This window comes from Streptomyces sp. NPDC088733 (genome assembly GCF_044751185.1).
Classification (GTDB): domain Bacteria; phylum Actinomycetota; class Actinomycetes; order Streptomycetales; family Streptomycetaceae; genus Actinacidiphila.
In genome coordinates, this window is record NZ_JBIVLH010000021.1 from 22461 (window position 1) to 38256 (window position 15796).

Here is a 15796-nt window from a genome sequence, read left to right on the forward strand (position 1 = left end):
CGGTCGCGTCCCGTCCCGCCGGCGCTAGGCGTCGTAGAAGAGGCGCTCCACCACCGCACGTGCGCGGCGGGTCGTCCGGCGGTAGTCCTCCACCATGTCGCCGACGTGCCCGGGTTCGTACCCGAGGTGGCGGCCGACCGCGGCGAGTTCCCTGCCGTCCCCCGGGAAGGTGTCGCCGGGGCGGGCGCGGACGAGCATCACCGCGTTGCGGACGCGGCCGGCCAGCACCCAGGCGGCGTCGAGGACTTCGGCGTCCTCCGCGCCGAGCAGGCCCGCCTCCGTCGCCGCGGCGAGCGCGGGCCGGGTACGGGTGGTCCGCAGGCCCGCGATCCGCGCGCCGTGCTGCAGCTGGAAGAGCTGCACCGTCCACTCGACGTCGCTGAGCCCGCCCCGCCCCAGCTTGGCGTGCGTCGTCGGGTCGGCGCCGCGCGGCAGGCGCTCGGACTCCATGCGGGCCTTGAGACGGCGGATCTCCCGGACCGCCTCCTCCGTCAGTCCCCCGGCCGGGTAGCGCAGCGGGTCCGCGAGCTCCATGAAGCGCGCGCCCAGCTGCTCGTCGCCCGCGACGTGTTCGGCCCGCAGCAGCGCGTGGCTCTCCCACGCCAGCGACCAGCGCCGGTAGTAGGCGGCGTACGAGGCCAGCGTGCGCACCAGGGGGCCGCTCTTGCCCTCCGGTCGCAGGTCGGCGTCGATGAGGAGCGGCGGGTCGGTGGTCGGGATCTGCAGCAGGCGCCGCAGTTCGTTGGCGACCTTCACGGCCGTGCGGGAGGCGTGGTGCTCCTCCACTCCCTCGTACGGCTCGTGGACGAACAGGACGTCGGCGTCGGAGCCGTAGCCGAGTTCGTGACCGCCGAAGCGGCCCATGCCGATGACCGCGAAACGGGTCGGCAGCGGCTCACCGTCCGCCGCCTCGACGGCGTTGACGGCAGCCTGCAGCGCCCCCGCGACGGCGGTGGCATTGACGTCGGTGAGGGCCGCGCCCACCGCGTCGGGCGCCTCCCGGTGGACCCCGGTCACATCGGCCGCGGCGGTGCGGAACAGCTCGCGGCGCCGGACGCCGCGCACGGCGGCCACGGCCTGCTCGGCGGAGCCGGCGCGGTGGACGGCGGCCAGCACCTCCTGGTCGAGCGCGGCCCGGGAACGCGGTTGCAGGCCCTCGTCGTCGGCGAGGAGGGCGACCGCCTCGGGCGCGCGCATCAGCAGGTCGGGGGCGAGCCGACCCGAGGACAGCACCCGGGCGAGGTTCTCGGCGGCGGCGCCCTCGTCGCGCAGCAGCCGCAGGTACCAGGGGGTGCGGCCCAGCGCGTCGCTGACCTTGCGGAAGTTCAGCAGGCCCGCGTCCGGATCGGCGGAGTCGGCGAACCAGCCGAGCAGCACCGGCAGCAGCGTGCGCTGGATGGCGGCCTTGCGGCTCACCCCGGAGGCCAGCGCCTCCAGGTGGCGCAGGGCGGCGGCGGGATCGGCGTAGCCGAGCGCCTCCAGGCGCTGCTTGGCCGCGTCCGGGCTGAGGCCGACCTCGCCGGGCGCGAGCTGCGCCACGGCGTCCAGCAGCGGCCGGTAGAAGAGCTTCTCGTGCAGGCGGCGCACCTCACGGGCGTGCCGCTTCCACTCCCGGTGCAGCTCGGTGACGGGGTCGGCGCGGAACCCCAGGGAGCGGCCGAGGCGGCGCAGGTCCGTCTCGTCCTCGGGCACGAGATGGGTACGGCGCAGCTTCTGCAGCTGGATACGGTGCTCCATCGTCCGCAGGAAGCGGTACGAGGCGTCGAGCGCCGCTGCGTCCGCCCGCCCCACGTAGCCGCCGGCGGCGAGCTGGGCGAGCGCGGTCAAGGTGGTGCCGCTGCGCAGCGCGGGGTCGGTGCGGCCGTGCACGAGCTGGAGGAGCTGCACGGCGAACTCCACGTCCCGCAGTCCGCCGGGGCCCAGCTTGAGCTCCCGGTCCACGTGCGCGACGGGGATGTTCTCCACGACGCGGCGCCGCATCTCCTGCACGTCCGGCACGAAGTGGTCGCGTTCGGCGGCCTGCCACACCATCGGCGAGAGGGCCTCGACGTACGCCTGGCCGAGCGCCGGGTCGCCGGCGACCGGGCGGGCCTTGAGCAGCGCCTGGAACTCCCAGGTCTTCGCCCACCTCTTGTAGTACGCGACGTGGCTGGAGAGCGTCCGGACCAGGGGGCCGCGCCGGCCCTCGGGCCGCAGGTTGGCGTCGACCTGCCAGATGGTGCCCTCGGCGGTGGTGTCGGAGCAGATCCGCATCATGCGCGAGGCCAGCCGGCCGGCCGCCTGGACCGCCTTGGCCTCGTCCTCCAGGCCCTCGGTCTCGGCCCGGGCCTCGGCGACGAAGATGACGTCCACGTCGGAGATGTAGTTGAGTTCGTGGCCGCCGCACTTGCCCATGGCGATCACCGCGAGCCGGCACTGCGCGGCGTCGGCGGGGGCCTCCGCCTCGGCCATCGACAGCGCGACGCGCAGGGTCGCGGTCGCCAAATCGGCCAGTTCGGCGGCGGTCTGCACGAGGTCGCTGGTGCCGCACACGTCGCGGGCGGCGATGCCCAGCAGGCAGCGCCGGTAGGCGGCCCGCAGCGCGTCGGGGTCGGCGGCGGCGCGCAGGCCGCGTTCGAACTCCGCTGTCCCCGGGTGGAGATCGGCGTGCTCGTAGGTCACCAGGGCGTGCCAGTCGCGCGGGTGCCGGGTCAGGTGGTCGCCCAGCGCCTCGGAGGCTCCCAGCACGCCGAGCAGCCGGTCGCGCAGCGGTTTGGCGGCGGTGATCGTGTCGAGCAGGGTGCGGCGCTCGCCCTCGTCCAGGGCCTCCACCAGCCGGACGAGACCGGTCAGCGCCTGGTCCGGGTCCGCGGTGGCGCCCAGGGCGTCCAGGAGCACCGGGTCACTGCCGACGGACCCCAGTTCCTCGCCGCCCAGGAGCCGCTCGGCGGCGACGGCGTCGGCGAAGCCCCGTTTGAGCAGCCGCCCGAACCTGGTGTCCCGTCGCCCTTCCAGCACTCCGACCACCTTCCGCCGTCTCCCGGCGTCACGGCGTCCGGCCCTCGGCCGCGCCGATCCGCATGTCAGAGAGTATCCGGCCTGTTCCGGCTCCGATATGCCACGTTATGGGTGCTTTCGCGCGAACCCCGACCGCGACGCGAGGGGCCAAAGGGCCATCTGATAGAAAGCGTTGGTCATTTGAACCTACAACCAGCCGGCCGATCGGTCATCAGGGGCGGGGCAACGGAATGCCAAAGGGATCCAGGAGATCCGCAGGGTCGAGAAGACTGCCGGGACTGCCGCCGCTGCGCGGTCGGGCCTGGCTCGCGGTGGGAGCGGTCGTGCTCGGCGGCGTGGGAGCGGTCACGGCCGTGACCGTCGCGCAGAGCCCGGAGGGCACCACCACCGCCGCGTCGGAGGCCGGCAAGCCGGTGCCCACCGTCGTCCGCTCGGTGGAGCTGAAGGGGCAGGGCGGCGAGCGCACCGTGCCGCAGCGCGCCACCGACACCTTCGGGCTGGTCGGCGTGACGTGGGACGACCCGCGCAGCGTCCTGGACGGCACCGTGCAGGTACGGACCCGGTCGGTGGCCACCGGCCAGTGGTCCGACTGGAACACGGTCGACCCGCACAACGACGACGCGCCGGACCCGGACGCCGAGCAGGGCACCCGCGGCGGCTCCGCGCCGCTGTACGTGGGGCCGTCCAACGGCGTGCAGCTGAAGGTCGTCTCCGCGCACGGCGTGTCCGGGAAGCTGCCCGAGGGCATGCGCCTCGCACTCGTCGGCGACGCGGCACACGGCGACTCCGGCACCTCCGGCTCCGGCCTGGCGATGGCCCCCGCGGCCTTCGAGGCGGACGCCGCCGGCGGCGAGGACTCCCCCACCGCCACCGCCGGCGAGTCCACGCCGACGGACACCGCGACCGGCAGCACCACGCCGGACCCGTCGGCGACCGCCACGGCCACCGACACCGCGACCGCGTCCGCCCCGGCCTCGCAGACCACCACGCCGACGACCGGCACCTCGCCGTCCGTGAGCGCGACGCCGACGAAGACCGCCACCCCGACGGCCACGGCGACCAAGAGCGCCACCCCGACCCCGACCTCGACCCGGCCGGTCGCGCCCTCCTCGACCGTGGCGAAGCCGGCCATCGTCACCCGGGCCGGCTGGGGTGCCGACGAGAAGATCCGCGAGGCCGGCGACCCGGACTACGCGGACAAGGTGAACGCGGTCTTCGTGCACCACACCGACACCGCGGTCAGCTACGACTGCTCCCAGTCGGCGAGCATCGTGCGCTCGGTCTACGCGTACCACGTGCAGGCCGAGGGCTGGCGCGACATCGGCTACAACGCCCTGGTCGACAAGTGCGGCAAGATCTTCGAGGGCCGCTTCGGCGGCATCGACCTGCCCGTCATCGGCGCGCACACCTACGGCTTCAACACCCGCAGCTTCGGCATCGCGGTACTGGGCACCTACCAGGTCATCGACGGCAAGTCCGCCACGCCCATCACCTCGCAGATGCTGGGTTCGGTGGCGGCGCTCGCCGCGTGGAAGCTCGGCCAGTACGGGATCAACCCCAACCCGGGCAGCAAGACGCAGACGCTGACCGAGGGCGCGAGCGACAGCAAGCCGTTCGTCCTGGGCAAGACGTACTCGTTCAACGCGATCTCCGGGCACCGTGACGGCTTCGCCACCGCCTGCCCCGGCCAGGACCTGTACGACAAGCTGCCCACGATCCGCGCCTACGCGGCGGGCCCCGTCGCGGCGCCCACGCTCGGCACGCCGACCGGCGCCACGAAGTCCGGCACCACGTACTACACCAAGGGCGCCATGACGGTGACCTGGAAGACCACGACGCCGGCCGTGCTGGTCAAGCGCTTCGAGGTGCTGGTCGACGGCGCCGTGAAGGCCACCGCGACCGCGACGGCCACCTCGGCCGCGATCACGGTGCCGACGGGCAAGCACACGGTGGCGGTGCGCGCGGTGCACATCAACAACAAGACCTCCGTCTCGGCGTCGCTCGCCGTGACCGGCGACACCACCGCGCCCACGTTCACCACCGCGCCGGCCGTGAAGATCCGCAACGCCACGGTGTCCAACACCTCGGTGCCGGTCACGGTGACCTGGAAGGCCGCCGACAACACGGTGCTCAAGGGCTCCTCGGGCACTGCCCCGAGCGTCGCCTCCTTCGGTCCCACGACGACGAGTTGGAGCACCGCGGGCAAGGCCGGCAGCGCCGTCACCTACGGGCTCAGGGCCACCGACATGGCCGGCAACTACGGCAGCGCCTCGGTGAGCCGCACGGCGGCGATCATCCAGGAGACCTCCGCGGTCAAGACCGGAACCTGGTCGGCGAAGAGCTCCACCAGCTACCTGGGCGGCAAGTCGCTCACCTCCAGCTCCAAGAACGCGTCGCTCACCTGGACGTTCACCGGACGCTCGGTGGGCTGGGTGGTCTCGCGGGCCTCGACCTCGGGACAGGCGTACATCTACGTGGACGGCAAGAAGACCGCCACCGTGGAGCTGAAGTCCGCCGGCACGCTGTACCGGCAGACCATCTGGTCCACCTCCTGGAGCACCAGCGCCAAGCACACCCTGAAGATCGTCGTGGTCGGCACCTCGGGCCGCCCGGCCATCACCACGGACGGCATCACCTACATCAAATGACCTGAGGTGACGCTCTGACAGCAAGGGCCCGGGAGACGCGAGTTGCGCGCCTCCCGGGCCCTTTGCCTGCCCTTGACCTCCCGGAACCCGGTCCTACGGAGCGTTCGACGTACCTTCATCTGCGGAGCGCTTCCGGCTTCCGCGGCCCCCTCCTAACCTGGCGCGGCGCCACTCCCTGTCCCCCGCCCCGGAGGTCCGTCGTGTCCGGCTGGTCCCTGTCCAGTCCCCGCCGCACTGTCACCGCACTCGCATCCGCCTGCGGCCTCGCCGCCGCCTCGCTCGGCCTGTGGGCCGCGCTCGGCGGCTCCGAGACCGCCCACGCCGCGGGCAGCGTTCCCAACCCCGACCACGTGGTCGTGGTGATGATGGAGAACCACGCGTACAACCAGGTCATCGGCAGCTCCAGCGCCCCGTACATCAACAACACGCTGAAGGCCGGCGGCGCCAGCCTCACCCAGTCGTACGGCGTCACGCACCCGAGCCAGCCCAACTACATGCAGATCTTCTCGGGCGGCAACCAGGGCGTCACCGACGACGGCTGCTACACCCCCGGCTTCAGCAAGGCCGCCAACCTCGCCTCCGAGCTGATCGCCGCGGGCAAGAGCTGGGCCAGCTACAACGAGACGCTGCCGAGCCAGGGCTCCACCACCTGCAGCAGCGGCGACTACGCGCGCAAGCACAACCCCTGGTTCGCCTTCAGCAACGTCCCGACGTCGACGGCGAAGACCTTCACGCAGTTCCCGACGGACTTCACGACGCTGCCGAAGATCTCCTTCGTCACGCCGAACCTGTGCAGCGACATGCACGACTGCTCCGTCTCCACCGGCGACACCTGGGTGAAGAACAAGCTGGGCGCCTACGCCACCTGGGCCAAGACCCACAACAGCGTCCTCGTCGTCACCTTCGACGAGGACAACCGCCTGGCGGGCAACCGCATCCCGACGGTCCTGTACGGGCAGCTGGTCACGCCCGGTTCGACCTCGGCCACGACCTACAACCACTACAACATGCTCCGCACGCTGGAGGACCTCGCCGGTCTCACCACGCACGCGGGCAACGCCGCCTCCGCCTCCGACATCACCGGCATCTGGGCGAGCTGAGCGTGTACGTCGCGGACAGCCGCGGCGCCGCCGGCAGCGAGGCCCGGGACGCGACGCGTCCCGGGCCTCGGGTCGCGGCCGCCGTCGCCCCCACGGTCCTCGTCCTCGGCACGGTCAGCCTCATCACCGACGTCTCGTCGGAGATGGTCACGGCCGTACTGCCGCTCTACCTCGTCGCCGGGCTCGGCCTGTCACCGCTCGGCTTCGGCCTGCTCGACGGCGTCTACAACGGCTTCAGCGCGCTGGTGCGCCTGGTCGGCGGCCACCTCGCCGACCGCGGCGGCGGCCGCCACAAGGCCGTCGCCGCCTTCGGCTACGGCCTGTCGGCGGTGTGCAAGCCGGCCCTGCTGCTGGTCCACAGCCTGCCGCTGATCGGCGCGGTCCTCGCCGTCGACCGCACCGGCAAGGGCCTGCGCACGGCGCCGCGCGACGCCATGATCTCGCTCTCCTCCACGCCCGAGGCGCGCGGGCGGGCCTTCGGCGTGCACCGCGCGATGGACACCGCCGGGGCGCTGCTCGGCCCGCTGGTCGCCTTCCTCATCCTGCGCCAGGCGGCCGAGGGCTACGACGCGGTCTTCACGGTCAGCTTCTGCGTGGCCGCGGTCGGCGTGGTCGTGCTGCTGCTCTTCGTCCCCGGTGGCCGGGCGCGGCCCGCCGAGGACCCGGCGGTCCCCGCGGCCCCCGCCGCGCAGCCCTCACTGCGCGCGTCGGTGGCGCTGCTGCGCCGGCCCGACGTACGGCGGCTGACGATCTGCGCCACCCTGCTCGGGCTGTCGACGGTCAGCGACTCCTTCGTCTACCTGCTGCTCCAGCACCGCCTCGGGGTGCCCGACCGCTGGTTCGCACTGATGCCGCTGGGCACCGCGGCGGGCTTCCTGCTGCTCGCGATCCCGCTGGGGCGGCTCGCCGACCGGCTGGGGCGCTGGCGGATGTTCCTCGCCGGGCACGTGGCGCTGCTCGGCGCGTACGCCCTGCTGCTCGCGCACGGGCCCGCCGTCCTCGTGCTGCTGCTGCACGGCACCTTCTACGCCGCCACGGACGGCGTCCTGATGGCCGCCGCCTCCACCGCCGTGCCCGCCGAGCAACGCGGTGCCGGGCTCGCCCTCATCCAGACCGGCCAGGCCGCGGCCCGCTTCGCCGCGTCCCTGGCCTTCGGCGCCGCCTGGACCGCCTGGGGCGACCGTACGGCCCTGACCACCGCCACCGTGGCCCTGGCCGCGTGCGCGGTCTGCGCGGTGTGGCTGCGCCCGACAGCCCCGCCGGCCCCGGCCGCCTGACCTCCACAGAAAGGCTGCGCATGGACAGCGCCCACAGCGCCCCCCTCGGCACCCGGAACCGCCTGCTCGTGCTGCTGGCGGCGGTCGCGGTGCTGGCCGCCGTCGCCGCGGCGGCCGTGCTGCACGCCGCGGACCGGGCCGCCGAGAAGGACCGCCCCCAGGCGGGCGGTCCCGCCGTCACCGAGGGCACCGTCTCGCTCGCGCCGGACGCGCCCCGCATGGTCTTCCGGAACATGGCCTGGGGCCCGCACCGCGACGAGCTCGCCACGGTCCCCGCCGACGACCCCACCGGGGCCCGTACCGCCTCCGGCACCAAGTGCCTGCGCTTCTACGCGGCCGCCGGCACCGGCATCTGCCTCCAGGCCGTGCACGGCGCCGTCCAGGACTCCTACCGGGCGGTCGTGCTCGACGCGCACCTGAAGGAGCTGCGCTCCTACCCGCTGGCCGGCATCCCCACCCGGGCCCGGGTCTCCCCCAGCGGCCGCATGGTCGCCTGGACGGTCTTCGTCGGCGGCGACTCCTACGCCGGCACCAACTTCTCCACCCGCACCTCCGTCCTCGACACGCGCACCTGGGACCTGCGCGCGAACCTGGAGGACTTCTCGATCACCAAGGACGGCAAGCCCTACCACGCGGCCGACGCCAACTTCTGGGGCGTGACCTTCGCCGACGACGGGCACTTCTACGCCACCCTGGGCACCGCGGGCCACACCTACCTGGTGCACGGCGACGTCGCGGCCCGGACCGTCCGCACCCTGCGCAGCAACGTGGAATGCCCCTCGCTGTCCCCCGACGGCACCCGCCTGGTCTTCAAGAAGCGCGTGGCGGGCCTGTCCCCCGACGCCCCGTGGCGGCTGTACGTGCTGGACCTCGCCACGATGCGCGAGCGCCCGCTCGCGGAGGAGCGCAGCGTGGACGACCAGGTCGTCTGGCGGGACGACCGCACGCTCGTCTACGCCCTCGCGGGCGACTTCGGCGCCGACCTGTGGACCGTGCCCGCCGACGGGACCGGGACTGCGCGGCGCATGGCCACCGCCGCGCTGGCGCCGGCGTACCTCGGCTAGCCGCGGCGGCGGGGACCCGGGCGGTGGGGCCGGGTCAGGCAGCGACCACCCGCACGGGGAGCTCCGCCCAGCGGGTGACGCCCTCGCAGTCGGTGCGCATGCCGTAGCGGGCGGACAGTGCCTTGACGATGCCGAGCCCCCGGCCGTGCTCGTCCGGGTCGATGCCGCCGGGCGGCCCGCAGGGGTTGGCCGGCCCGGAGTCGGTCACCTCGATGTGCAGGGCGCTCAGACCGTCCAGCGCGGTCCACGACACCCGCAGGGTCGCGGGCCCCAGGGCGTGCACGATCGCGTTGGTGGTCAGCTCGGAGATCACCAGGAGCACGTCCTCCGCCAGCTCGGGGCAGAGGTTCCAGTCGGCCAGTACCGCGCGCACCCGCCGGCGCACGACGGACAGGGCGCCGGGGATGTGCGAGAGCGGGGCCACGTGCACGTCTTCACGCTGCGGCATCGTGTTCGGCTCCGCCGCCATGTGTCCTCCCTCCGAGGGGCCCGGCCGGGCGTGGGCACCCGGGCGTCGTGGGAACGGTATTGACAGACCCGGCGAAGGGCAATGAAACCGGGTCGGCATTACCGAACGCCGCAATCCGCCCGCCCCGGGGCCCCCGGGAGCGCGTCCGCTGCCGACCCGTAACAGCCGGGCTACGATCGATACATGGCCGGCCCGCTCCAGTCCATCGAACGGGCGGCGGCGATCCTGCGTCTGCTGGCCGGCGGCTCCCGCCGACTGGGACTCGGCGAGGTGGCGGCCTCGCTGGGGCTGGCGAAGGGCACCGCCCACGGAATTCTGCGCACCCTCCAGCACGTCGACTTCGTCGAGCAGGACCCCGCCACCGGGAAGTACCAGCTCGGCGCCGCCCTGCTGCACCTGGGCAGCAGCTACCTGGACGTCAACGACCTGCGCTCGCGCTCCATCAACTGGGCGGACGCCCTGGCCGCGCGCAGCGGCGAGGCGGTACGGCTGGGCACCCCCCTGGAGGGCCAGGTGCTCATCGTCCACCACGTCTTCCGCCCCGACGACAGCCTGCAGACCCTCGACATGGGGGTGCTGCTGCCGCTGCACGCCTCCGCCCTCGGCAAGGTGCTGATGGCGTTCGGGTCCAGCCCCGTGGAAGCGGCGATCGCCGCCGGACTGGAGGCGTACACCCGGCACACCCTGACCGACCCCGACGACCTCCAGCGCGCCCTCGCGGAGGTCCGCGAGCAGGGCTGGGGCGGCGAGGTGCAGGAGATGTCGATGGGCGAGGCGGGCATCGCGGCACCCATCCGCGGGCACGGCGGGCTGGTGGTGGGCGCGATCGGGGTCTCCGGCCCCGTCGAGCGGATCTGCGACTCCAAGGGCCGGCCGCAACCGGCCATGGTCACCCTGCTCCGGGAGGCGGCACGGGCGATCTCCAGAGACCTGGGCGCGGCCCGCTGGTAGCAGGTCACCCAGCTGGCCCCGAACGCATCGGAAGGCAGGCCCCCGACATGGTTGAACGGTATGTGTTGTCCATCGACCAGGGCACCACCTCCACCCGATGCATCCTGTTCGACCATCGCGGCCGCCTGGTGGCGGTCGCCCAGCGCGAGCACCAGCAGCACTTCCCCAAGCCCGGGTGGGTGGAGCACGACGCCCTGGAGATATGGCGCAACCTCCAGCGCGTCGTGCCGCAGGCGCTGTCCGAGGCCGGCATCACCCCCGAGGAGGTCGCCGCCATCGGGATCGCGAACCAGCGGGAGACCGCCGTCGTGTGGGACCGCGCCACCGGCACCCCGCTGGGACGGGCCATCGTCTGGCAGGACACCCGCACCGGCCCCCTCGTCGACGAGCTGCTGCGGGACCCCGGGGCGGAGTTCTTCATGGAACGGTGCTGCCTGCCGCCCTCCACCTACTTCTCCGCGCCCCGGCTGCGCTGGCTCTTCGAGCACTCCCCCGGCCTGCGGGAGCGCGCCGCGGACGGCGAGGTGCTCTTCGGGACGATGGAGACCTGGCTGCTGTGGAACCTCACCGGCGGCCCGGACGGCGGCCTGCACATCACCGACGTCACCAACGCCAGCCGCACCATGCTGATGAGCTTCCGCTCGCTGGCCTGGGACGACGAGCTGCTGGACTTCTTCGGCGTGCCCCGCGCCATGCTCCCGGAGATCCGCGCCTCGGCCGAGGTCTACGGCGAGGCCAAGGCCGTGCTCCCCGGGGTGCGCCTGGCCGCCGCCCTCGGCGACCAGCAGGCCGCGCTGTTCGGGCAGACCTGCTTCTCGCCCGGCGAGGCGAAGTGCACGTACGGCACCGGCAGCTTCCTGCTGCTCAACACCGGCGACCGGCTCGTACTCTCGAACCACGGGCTGATCACCACCATCGCCTACAAGATCGACGGACAGCCCGCGGTCTACGCGCTGGAGGGCCCGATCGCCGTCACCGGCTCGCTCGTCCAGTGGTTCCGGGACCGGCTCGGCCTGATCAACAGCGCGCCGGAGATCGAGACCCTGGCCCGCACGGTCGAGGACAACGGCGGCTGCTACATCGTCCCCGCCTTCTCCGGGCTCTTCGCCCCGCACTGGCGCAGCGACGCCCGCGGCGTCATCGTCGGCCTCACCTCGTACATCACCAAGGGCCACCTGGCCCGCGCCGTCCTGGAGGCCACGGGCTGGCAGACCCGCGAGGTCGTCGACGCGATGAACGCCGACTCCTCGATCGCCCTGAAGGAACTCAAGGTCGACGGCGGCATGACCGCCGACAACCTCCTCATGCAGTTCCTCGCCGACGTCCTCGACGTCCCCGTGGTGCGCCCCATGGTCGCCGAGACCGTCTCCCTCGGCGCCGCCTACGCCGCCGGCCTCGCCGCCGGCTACTGGCCCGATCTGAAGGTCCTGCGCCGCAACTGGCACCGCGCGGGGCAATGGCTGCCCGCGATGGAACCCGCGGAACGCGAGGCCGAGTACGACTGCTGGAAGCGCGCCGTCGAGCGCTCCATCGGCTGGATCCGGCCCCCCAAGGCCCCCTGACCCGGCCCCGCGGCGCGGGGGCGCAGCCGGGCCGGCCGGCGACGCCCCGGTTATTCGAGGAGCCGGAAGCCCGGCCGGGCTGTCCACGCGCGCAGGAACTCCGCTGTGGCGAACGCGGTCGGCCACGCATCGTCCGTCATCGCCGGCACACCCGGAAGGCCTGCCACGACGGCCATCCGGCCGTCCCACAGCTCGACACCGGCCACGCCGCCCATCACGTCCATGATGGAAGCCGTCAGCAAGGCCGTGGCGATGTGATCGATCCGGTCGTTGCACCCGGCGATGACGTCCACGGCATGCGTGGGGCGGAATCCGACGAGTGCCTCCAGATCAGGCCCGTCTTCGTGCTCGCCTTCGAAGATCTCCTCGTCCCCGATGCCGGGCCCCACCACGGACACCAGGAAAGGCCGGCGCGTGTCGACATTCCCTGGGCCCACAACGCCCAGACGGTCCGCGAAGACGTTGATGTCGTAGAAGCCGGGACGCCGCTCCTCGAACCAGGACGAAGCACCTACCAGCAGGTCGCGGAGTCGCTGGATCACCGCGGCGGAGGGAGCCGCGGGCAACTCGATCACCAACACCGGGTCGGCCACAGCGCGAGCCCAGCCCGCCCGCCACGGCGGTCCGGCGCATGTGATCATCCAGCGTATGAGCGATGAGCCGGACCACTTGTTCACCGTGCACCTGGCTGTTGAGATGGACGAGCGCGAGGAACTGACGCGCCTTCTCGATGCCGGCGCCGATCCTGACGAAGTCGACGAGTTCAACGGCTGGACCCCGCTGCTCCGCGCGATCGAAGGCGAGTCGGACGGGTCGGTGCAGACGGGAAAGCCGCTGGAGGCGGCAACGACCGCGATTCTCCTGGCGTACGGTGCTGACCCCGAGCGGCCCTCACGGGACGGACTCACCCCGATGCATCTCGCGTTCCAGGCACGGCACGAGATGGCGGTGCGCCTCCTGGAAGCGCACATTGCTCGCCGTCGCGCCCAGGGGTAGCCGCCTCAGGCGTTCTCGTGGCGTATCCGGCGCGCAGGCGTCAGGGCCGCAGGTCCTCGCCTTGCGGGTCGCCACTTCACAGGTCGGTCCGGGACACGTCGGCCTCGCGGCAGAGGACGACGTGCGCCGGCCGGAACGGAAGCGCGCGCAAGCCCGGTTCCAGCACGGCAAAGAGGGCATCGGCATCCGGGCCGTACGCGTAGAGCACGGCTTCACCCCCGCCGAACTCGTTCCCGCCCAGCTCACCGACCCCCGCCGCCTCGACGGCCGCCGACAGCGCACGTTGCGCCGCGTAGAAGCGTGCGCGCTCGTCAGGCTCGCCGAAGCCCTCGCCGCCGAGGCGGTAGCGAGCGGTCACGGACTGTTCGGAACTGTTGGTCGCCGGCATACGAAACACGGTTCCAGCAGGGTCCGACACACGCGGCACCGAACGGGTTGAGCCACAGCAGGTTCAACGGCCGTACGGGGCAGGCGCGTTCGTTCGTCCTTCACCTGGCCGTCGTCGTGGGTTGCGGCCGGGCGCGCAGTCTTACGCGATGCGAACAAGGCGCAGGGGGCCCTTGATCGCACCGCGGGCACGGAATCCGTGCTCCGCGACACGGGGGGATCGATGGTTCATGGGAACGGTCGGCAATCGACGGCACCGGCCGGTACCGGCCCGGCGCCGGAACGCCGAGCACGCGTGAGCAGGCGAGCCCGCCTCAGGTCCGCAACCGCCGCCCCGGGCACTGAGCAACCGCTCCACCGACGGCACGCACTCACCCACAGCAACCAGGAGTCCTTCACCATGCCCGGCTCACTTCCGGCATTTCTCGCACGCCTGAGAGTCGTCACCGCTCTCACCCTTCTGGCCGGCGTCCTGTTCGGCGCCGGCCCGGCAACCGCCGCGACGTACACGCCGATCTCGGGCGCCGGGTCGACCTGGAGCCAGAACGCGCTCGACCAGTGGCGGGCCAGCGTCAAGCAGTACAACATGATCATCAACTACAGCGGCACGGGCTCGTCGGACGGCCGCAACCAGTTCCGCAACGGCACGGTGGACTACGCCGTCTCCGAGATCCCCTACGGCATGGCGGACTCCGGCGTCGTCGACGTGCCACCGGTGCGCCGTTACAGCTACCTACCGATCACGGCCGGTGGCACGTCCTTCATGTACAACCTCACCATCGACGGGAAGCGGGTCACCGACCTGCGGCTGTCCGGCGAGGTCATCGCCAAGATCTTCACCGGCCGGATCACGAACTGGAACGACCCCGCCATCAAGGCCGACAACCCGGCCATCGCTTCCAAGCTGCCCGACCGCCCGGTCGTCCCGGTGGTGCGTTCCGACACCTCCGGCACCACGGCGCAGCTCAGCACCTGGATGAGCAAGCAGTACCCCTCCCTGTGGGACGACTACTGCGCCCGGGCCGGGCGCAGCGCCCCCTGCGGGACGACCTCGAACTACCCGCTGGTGCAGGGCAGCGGCTTCGTCGCCCAGGCGGGCTCGAACGGGGTCTCCGGCTACGTGGCGCAGAGCGGCAGCATGGGCACCATCACGTACGTCGAGTACTCGTACGCGAAGTACACCACCGGCTTTCCGGTCGCCAAGGTGCTCAACAAGGCCGGCTACTACGTCGAGCCCACCGCGTCGAACGTCGCGGTGGCACTGCTGGAGGCGCGGATCAACCAGGACGCGACGCAGAACCTCGACGGCGTCTACAACAGCACCGACCCGCGTGCCTACCCGCTCTCCAGCTACAGCTACATGATCATTCCGACCGCCTTGGAGTCGCACTTCAACGCCCAGAAGGGCGAGACCCTGGGCGCCTTCGCCTACTTCGCGCTCTGCCAGGGCCAGCAGAGCGTGGACGACCTGGGTTACGCGCCGCTGCCCGTCAACCTCGTGCAGGCGGGTCTGGAACAGGTCCGCAAGGTCCCCGGCGTCAACGTCGCCGGCATCGACATCACGAACTGCCACAACCCCACCTTCTCCTCCGACGGCACCAACACCCTCGTCAAGACGGCCCCTTACCCGTCCGTCTGCGACCGCTTGGGCAGCGGTCCCTCGTGCGACGGCACCCCCGACGACGCGTCGGAGTTCATCACGACGACCCTCGAACCCGGGACGCTCGTGATGTCCGTCGCGGGCGACCCTCACGTGGAGCTGCCGACCCCGCTGCTCGGTGAGTCGGGCGAGTACCTGCACACCTCGGGTCAGCTGACCCCGGTCACCGTCACCGACACCCGCCCCGGCAACTTCGGCTGGACCGCCACGGCCCAGGCAGGCGACTTCACCGACCCGGCCGGCAACACCATCGACGCGACCCACCTGACCTGGACCCCCAGCGTCGCCGACCGCGGCAACGTCCACACGGTCACCGCAGGCGACCCCATCCCCCTCGGCGACGGCACCGGCCTCGCGGACGCCCGGACCCTGGCCACCGGCACCGGCCCCGGCACCGCGGACCTCGGCGCCGAGCTCAACCTGGACGCCCCCACCACCACCGTGCCCGGCACGTACACCGCGGTCCTCACGCTGACCGTCATCTGAGCGACCCGGCCCCGGCCACCGCGGGCCCGCCCCGGAACGAGAGCGTGAGCGCGGCCGCCCCGCGCTCACGCTCCTCGTACGGCCCCCGCACCGGCGCGACCCACGATCGCTGTGCGGCGTCGACGATGTCAGACGGCAGTGTCACTCCGGACTTCCCCGGCTGTCGGCGGGCGACGCGAACGGAAGGCCCGCCACACCA

General features: G+C 72.5%; 12 protein-coding genes. 8 read left to right on the plus strand and 4 right to left on the minus strand.

All coding sequences use genetic code 11. From position 1 onward, the window contains the following. Window positions 1-24: 24 nt before the first annotated feature. Window positions 25-2997 (minus strand): bifunctional [glutamine synthetase] adenylyltransferase/[glutamine synthetase]-adenylyl-L-tyrosine phosphorylase, encoded by a 2973-nt coding sequence (locus ACIP64_RS30545; protein WP_401592931.1) that lies wholly within the window; start codon window positions 2995-2997, stop codon window positions 25-27. A 353-nt stretch (window positions 2998-3350) separates the two neighbouring features. Between ACIP64_RS30545 and ACIP64_RS30550 the strand changes: the two genes are divergently transcribed. The 4 genes from ACIP64_RS30550 to ACIP64_RS30565 all read left to right on the plus strand — a co-directional run bounded on the left by ACIP64_RS30550 (window position 3351) and on the right by ACIP64_RS30565 (window position 9086). Next, the gene (locus ACIP64_RS30550) at window positions 3351-5645 is read left to right on the plus strand and encodes a peptidoglycan recognition protein (RefSeq protein ID WP_401592933.1); all 2295 of its coding nucleotides are present in this window, start codon (window positions 3351-3353) and stop codon (window positions 5643-5645) included. 200 nt (window positions 5646-5845) lie between these two features. Beyond that, the gene (locus ACIP64_RS30555; protein WP_401592935.1) at window positions 5846-6745 is read left to right on the plus strand and encodes an alkaline phosphatase family protein; all 900 of its coding nucleotides are present in this window, start codon (window positions 5846-5848) and stop codon (window positions 6743-6745) included. A gap of 2 nt (window positions 6746-6747) precedes the next feature. Next, window positions 6748-8022 carry an MFS transporter gene (locus ACIP64_RS30560; protein WP_401592937.1) on the plus strand — a complete coding sequence of 425 codons (1275 nt, stop codon included), beginning with the start codon at window positions 6748-6750 and terminating at the stop codon, window positions 8020-8022. Between the two features lie 20 nt (window positions 8023-8042). Then, window positions 8043-9086 (plus strand): TolB family protein, encoded by a 1044-nt coding sequence (locus ACIP64_RS30565; RefSeq protein ID WP_401592939.1) that lies wholly within the window; start codon window positions 8043-8045, stop codon window positions 9084-9086. Between the two features lie 34 nt (window positions 9087-9120). Here the strand turns inward: ACIP64_RS30565 and ACIP64_RS30570 are convergent, their stop codons facing one another. Next, window positions 9121-9555, minus strand: coding sequence for an ATP-binding protein (locus ACIP64_RS30570; RefSeq protein WP_401592941.1), 435 nt, complete (start codon window positions 9553-9555; stop codon window positions 9121-9123). 183 nt (window positions 9556-9738) lie between these two features. On the opposite strand from ACIP64_RS30570, the gene ACIP64_RS30575 reads away from it, so the two are divergent. Together ACIP64_RS30575 and glpK are read left to right on the plus strand one after the other, a co-directional pair. Next, entirely contained in the window at window positions 9739-10506 is a 768-nt protein-coding gene (locus ACIP64_RS30575) for an IclR family transcriptional regulator (protein WP_401592943.1), read from the plus strand. Window positions 10507-10553: 47 nt separating this feature from the next. Further along, entirely contained in the window at window positions 10554-12068 is a 1515-nt protein-coding gene (gene glpK, locus ACIP64_RS30580) for a glycerol kinase GlpK (RefSeq protein ID WP_401592945.1), read from the plus strand. A gap of 50 nt (window positions 12069-12118) precedes the next feature. On the opposite strand, the gene ACIP64_RS30585 is transcribed toward glpK, so the two are convergent. Continuing rightward, on the minus strand, window positions 12119-12661 hold the full coding sequence (locus ACIP64_RS30585; RefSeq protein ID WP_401592947.1) for a DUF6368 family protein: 543 nt from the start codon (window positions 12659-12661) through the stop codon (window positions 12119-12121). A 55-nt stretch (window positions 12662-12716) separates the two neighbouring features. On the opposite strand from ACIP64_RS30585, the gene ACIP64_RS30590 reads away from it, so the two are divergent. Continuing rightward, window positions 12717-13064 (plus strand): ankyrin repeat domain-containing protein, encoded by a 348-nt coding sequence (locus tag ACIP64_RS30590; protein WP_401592949.1) that lies wholly within the window; start codon window positions 12717-12719, stop codon window positions 13062-13064. A 76-nt stretch (window positions 13065-13140) separates the two neighbouring features. Here the strand turns inward: ACIP64_RS30590 and ACIP64_RS30595 are convergent, their stop codons facing one another. Continuing rightward, on the minus strand, window positions 13141-13452 hold the full coding sequence (locus ACIP64_RS30595) for a hypothetical protein (protein WP_401592951.1): 312 nt from the start codon (window positions 13450-13452) through the stop codon (window positions 13141-13143). Window positions 13453-13851: 399 nt separating this feature from the next. Here ACIP64_RS30595 and pstS point away from each other — a divergent pair, with 399 nt between their 5' ends. After that, the gene (gene pstS / locus ACIP64_RS30600; protein ID WP_401592953.1) at window positions 13852-15597 is read left to right on the plus strand and encodes a phosphate ABC transporter substrate-binding protein PstS; all 1746 of its coding nucleotides are present in this window, start codon (window positions 13852-13854) and stop codon (window positions 15595-15597) included. Window positions 15598-15796 lie beyond the last annotated feature (199 nt).

Excerpts from the sequence above, each read along its gene's own strand:
- pstS (WP_401592953.1), top strand. The coding sequence starts at position 13,852 with ATGCCCGGCTCACTTCCGGCATTTCTCGCACGCCTGAGAGTCGTCACC.
- glpK (WP_401592945.1), top strand. The coding sequence starts at position 10,554 with ATGGTTGAACGGTATGTGTTGTCCATCGACCAGGGCACCACCTCCACC.
- ACIP64_RS30565 (WP_401592939.1), top strand. The coding sequence starts at position 8,043 with ATGGACAGCGCCCACAGCGCCCCCCTCGGCACCCGGAACCGCCTGCTC.
- ACIP64_RS30590 (WP_401592949.1), top strand. The coding sequence starts at position 12,717 with ATGAGCGATGAGCCGGACCACTTGTTCACCGTGCACCTGGCTGTTGAG.
- ACIP64_RS30570 (WP_401592941.1), bottom strand. The coding sequence starts at position 9,555 with ATGGCGGCGGAGCCGAACACGATGCCGCAGCGTGAAGACGTGCACGTG.
- ACIP64_RS30595 (WP_401592951.1), bottom strand. The coding sequence starts at position 13,452 with ATGCCGGCGACCAACAGTTCCGAACAGTCCGTGACCGCTCGCTACCGC.
- ACIP64_RS30575 (WP_401592943.1), top strand. The coding sequence starts at position 9,739 with ATGGCCGGCCCGCTCCAGTCCATCGAACGGGCGGCGGCGATCCTGCGT.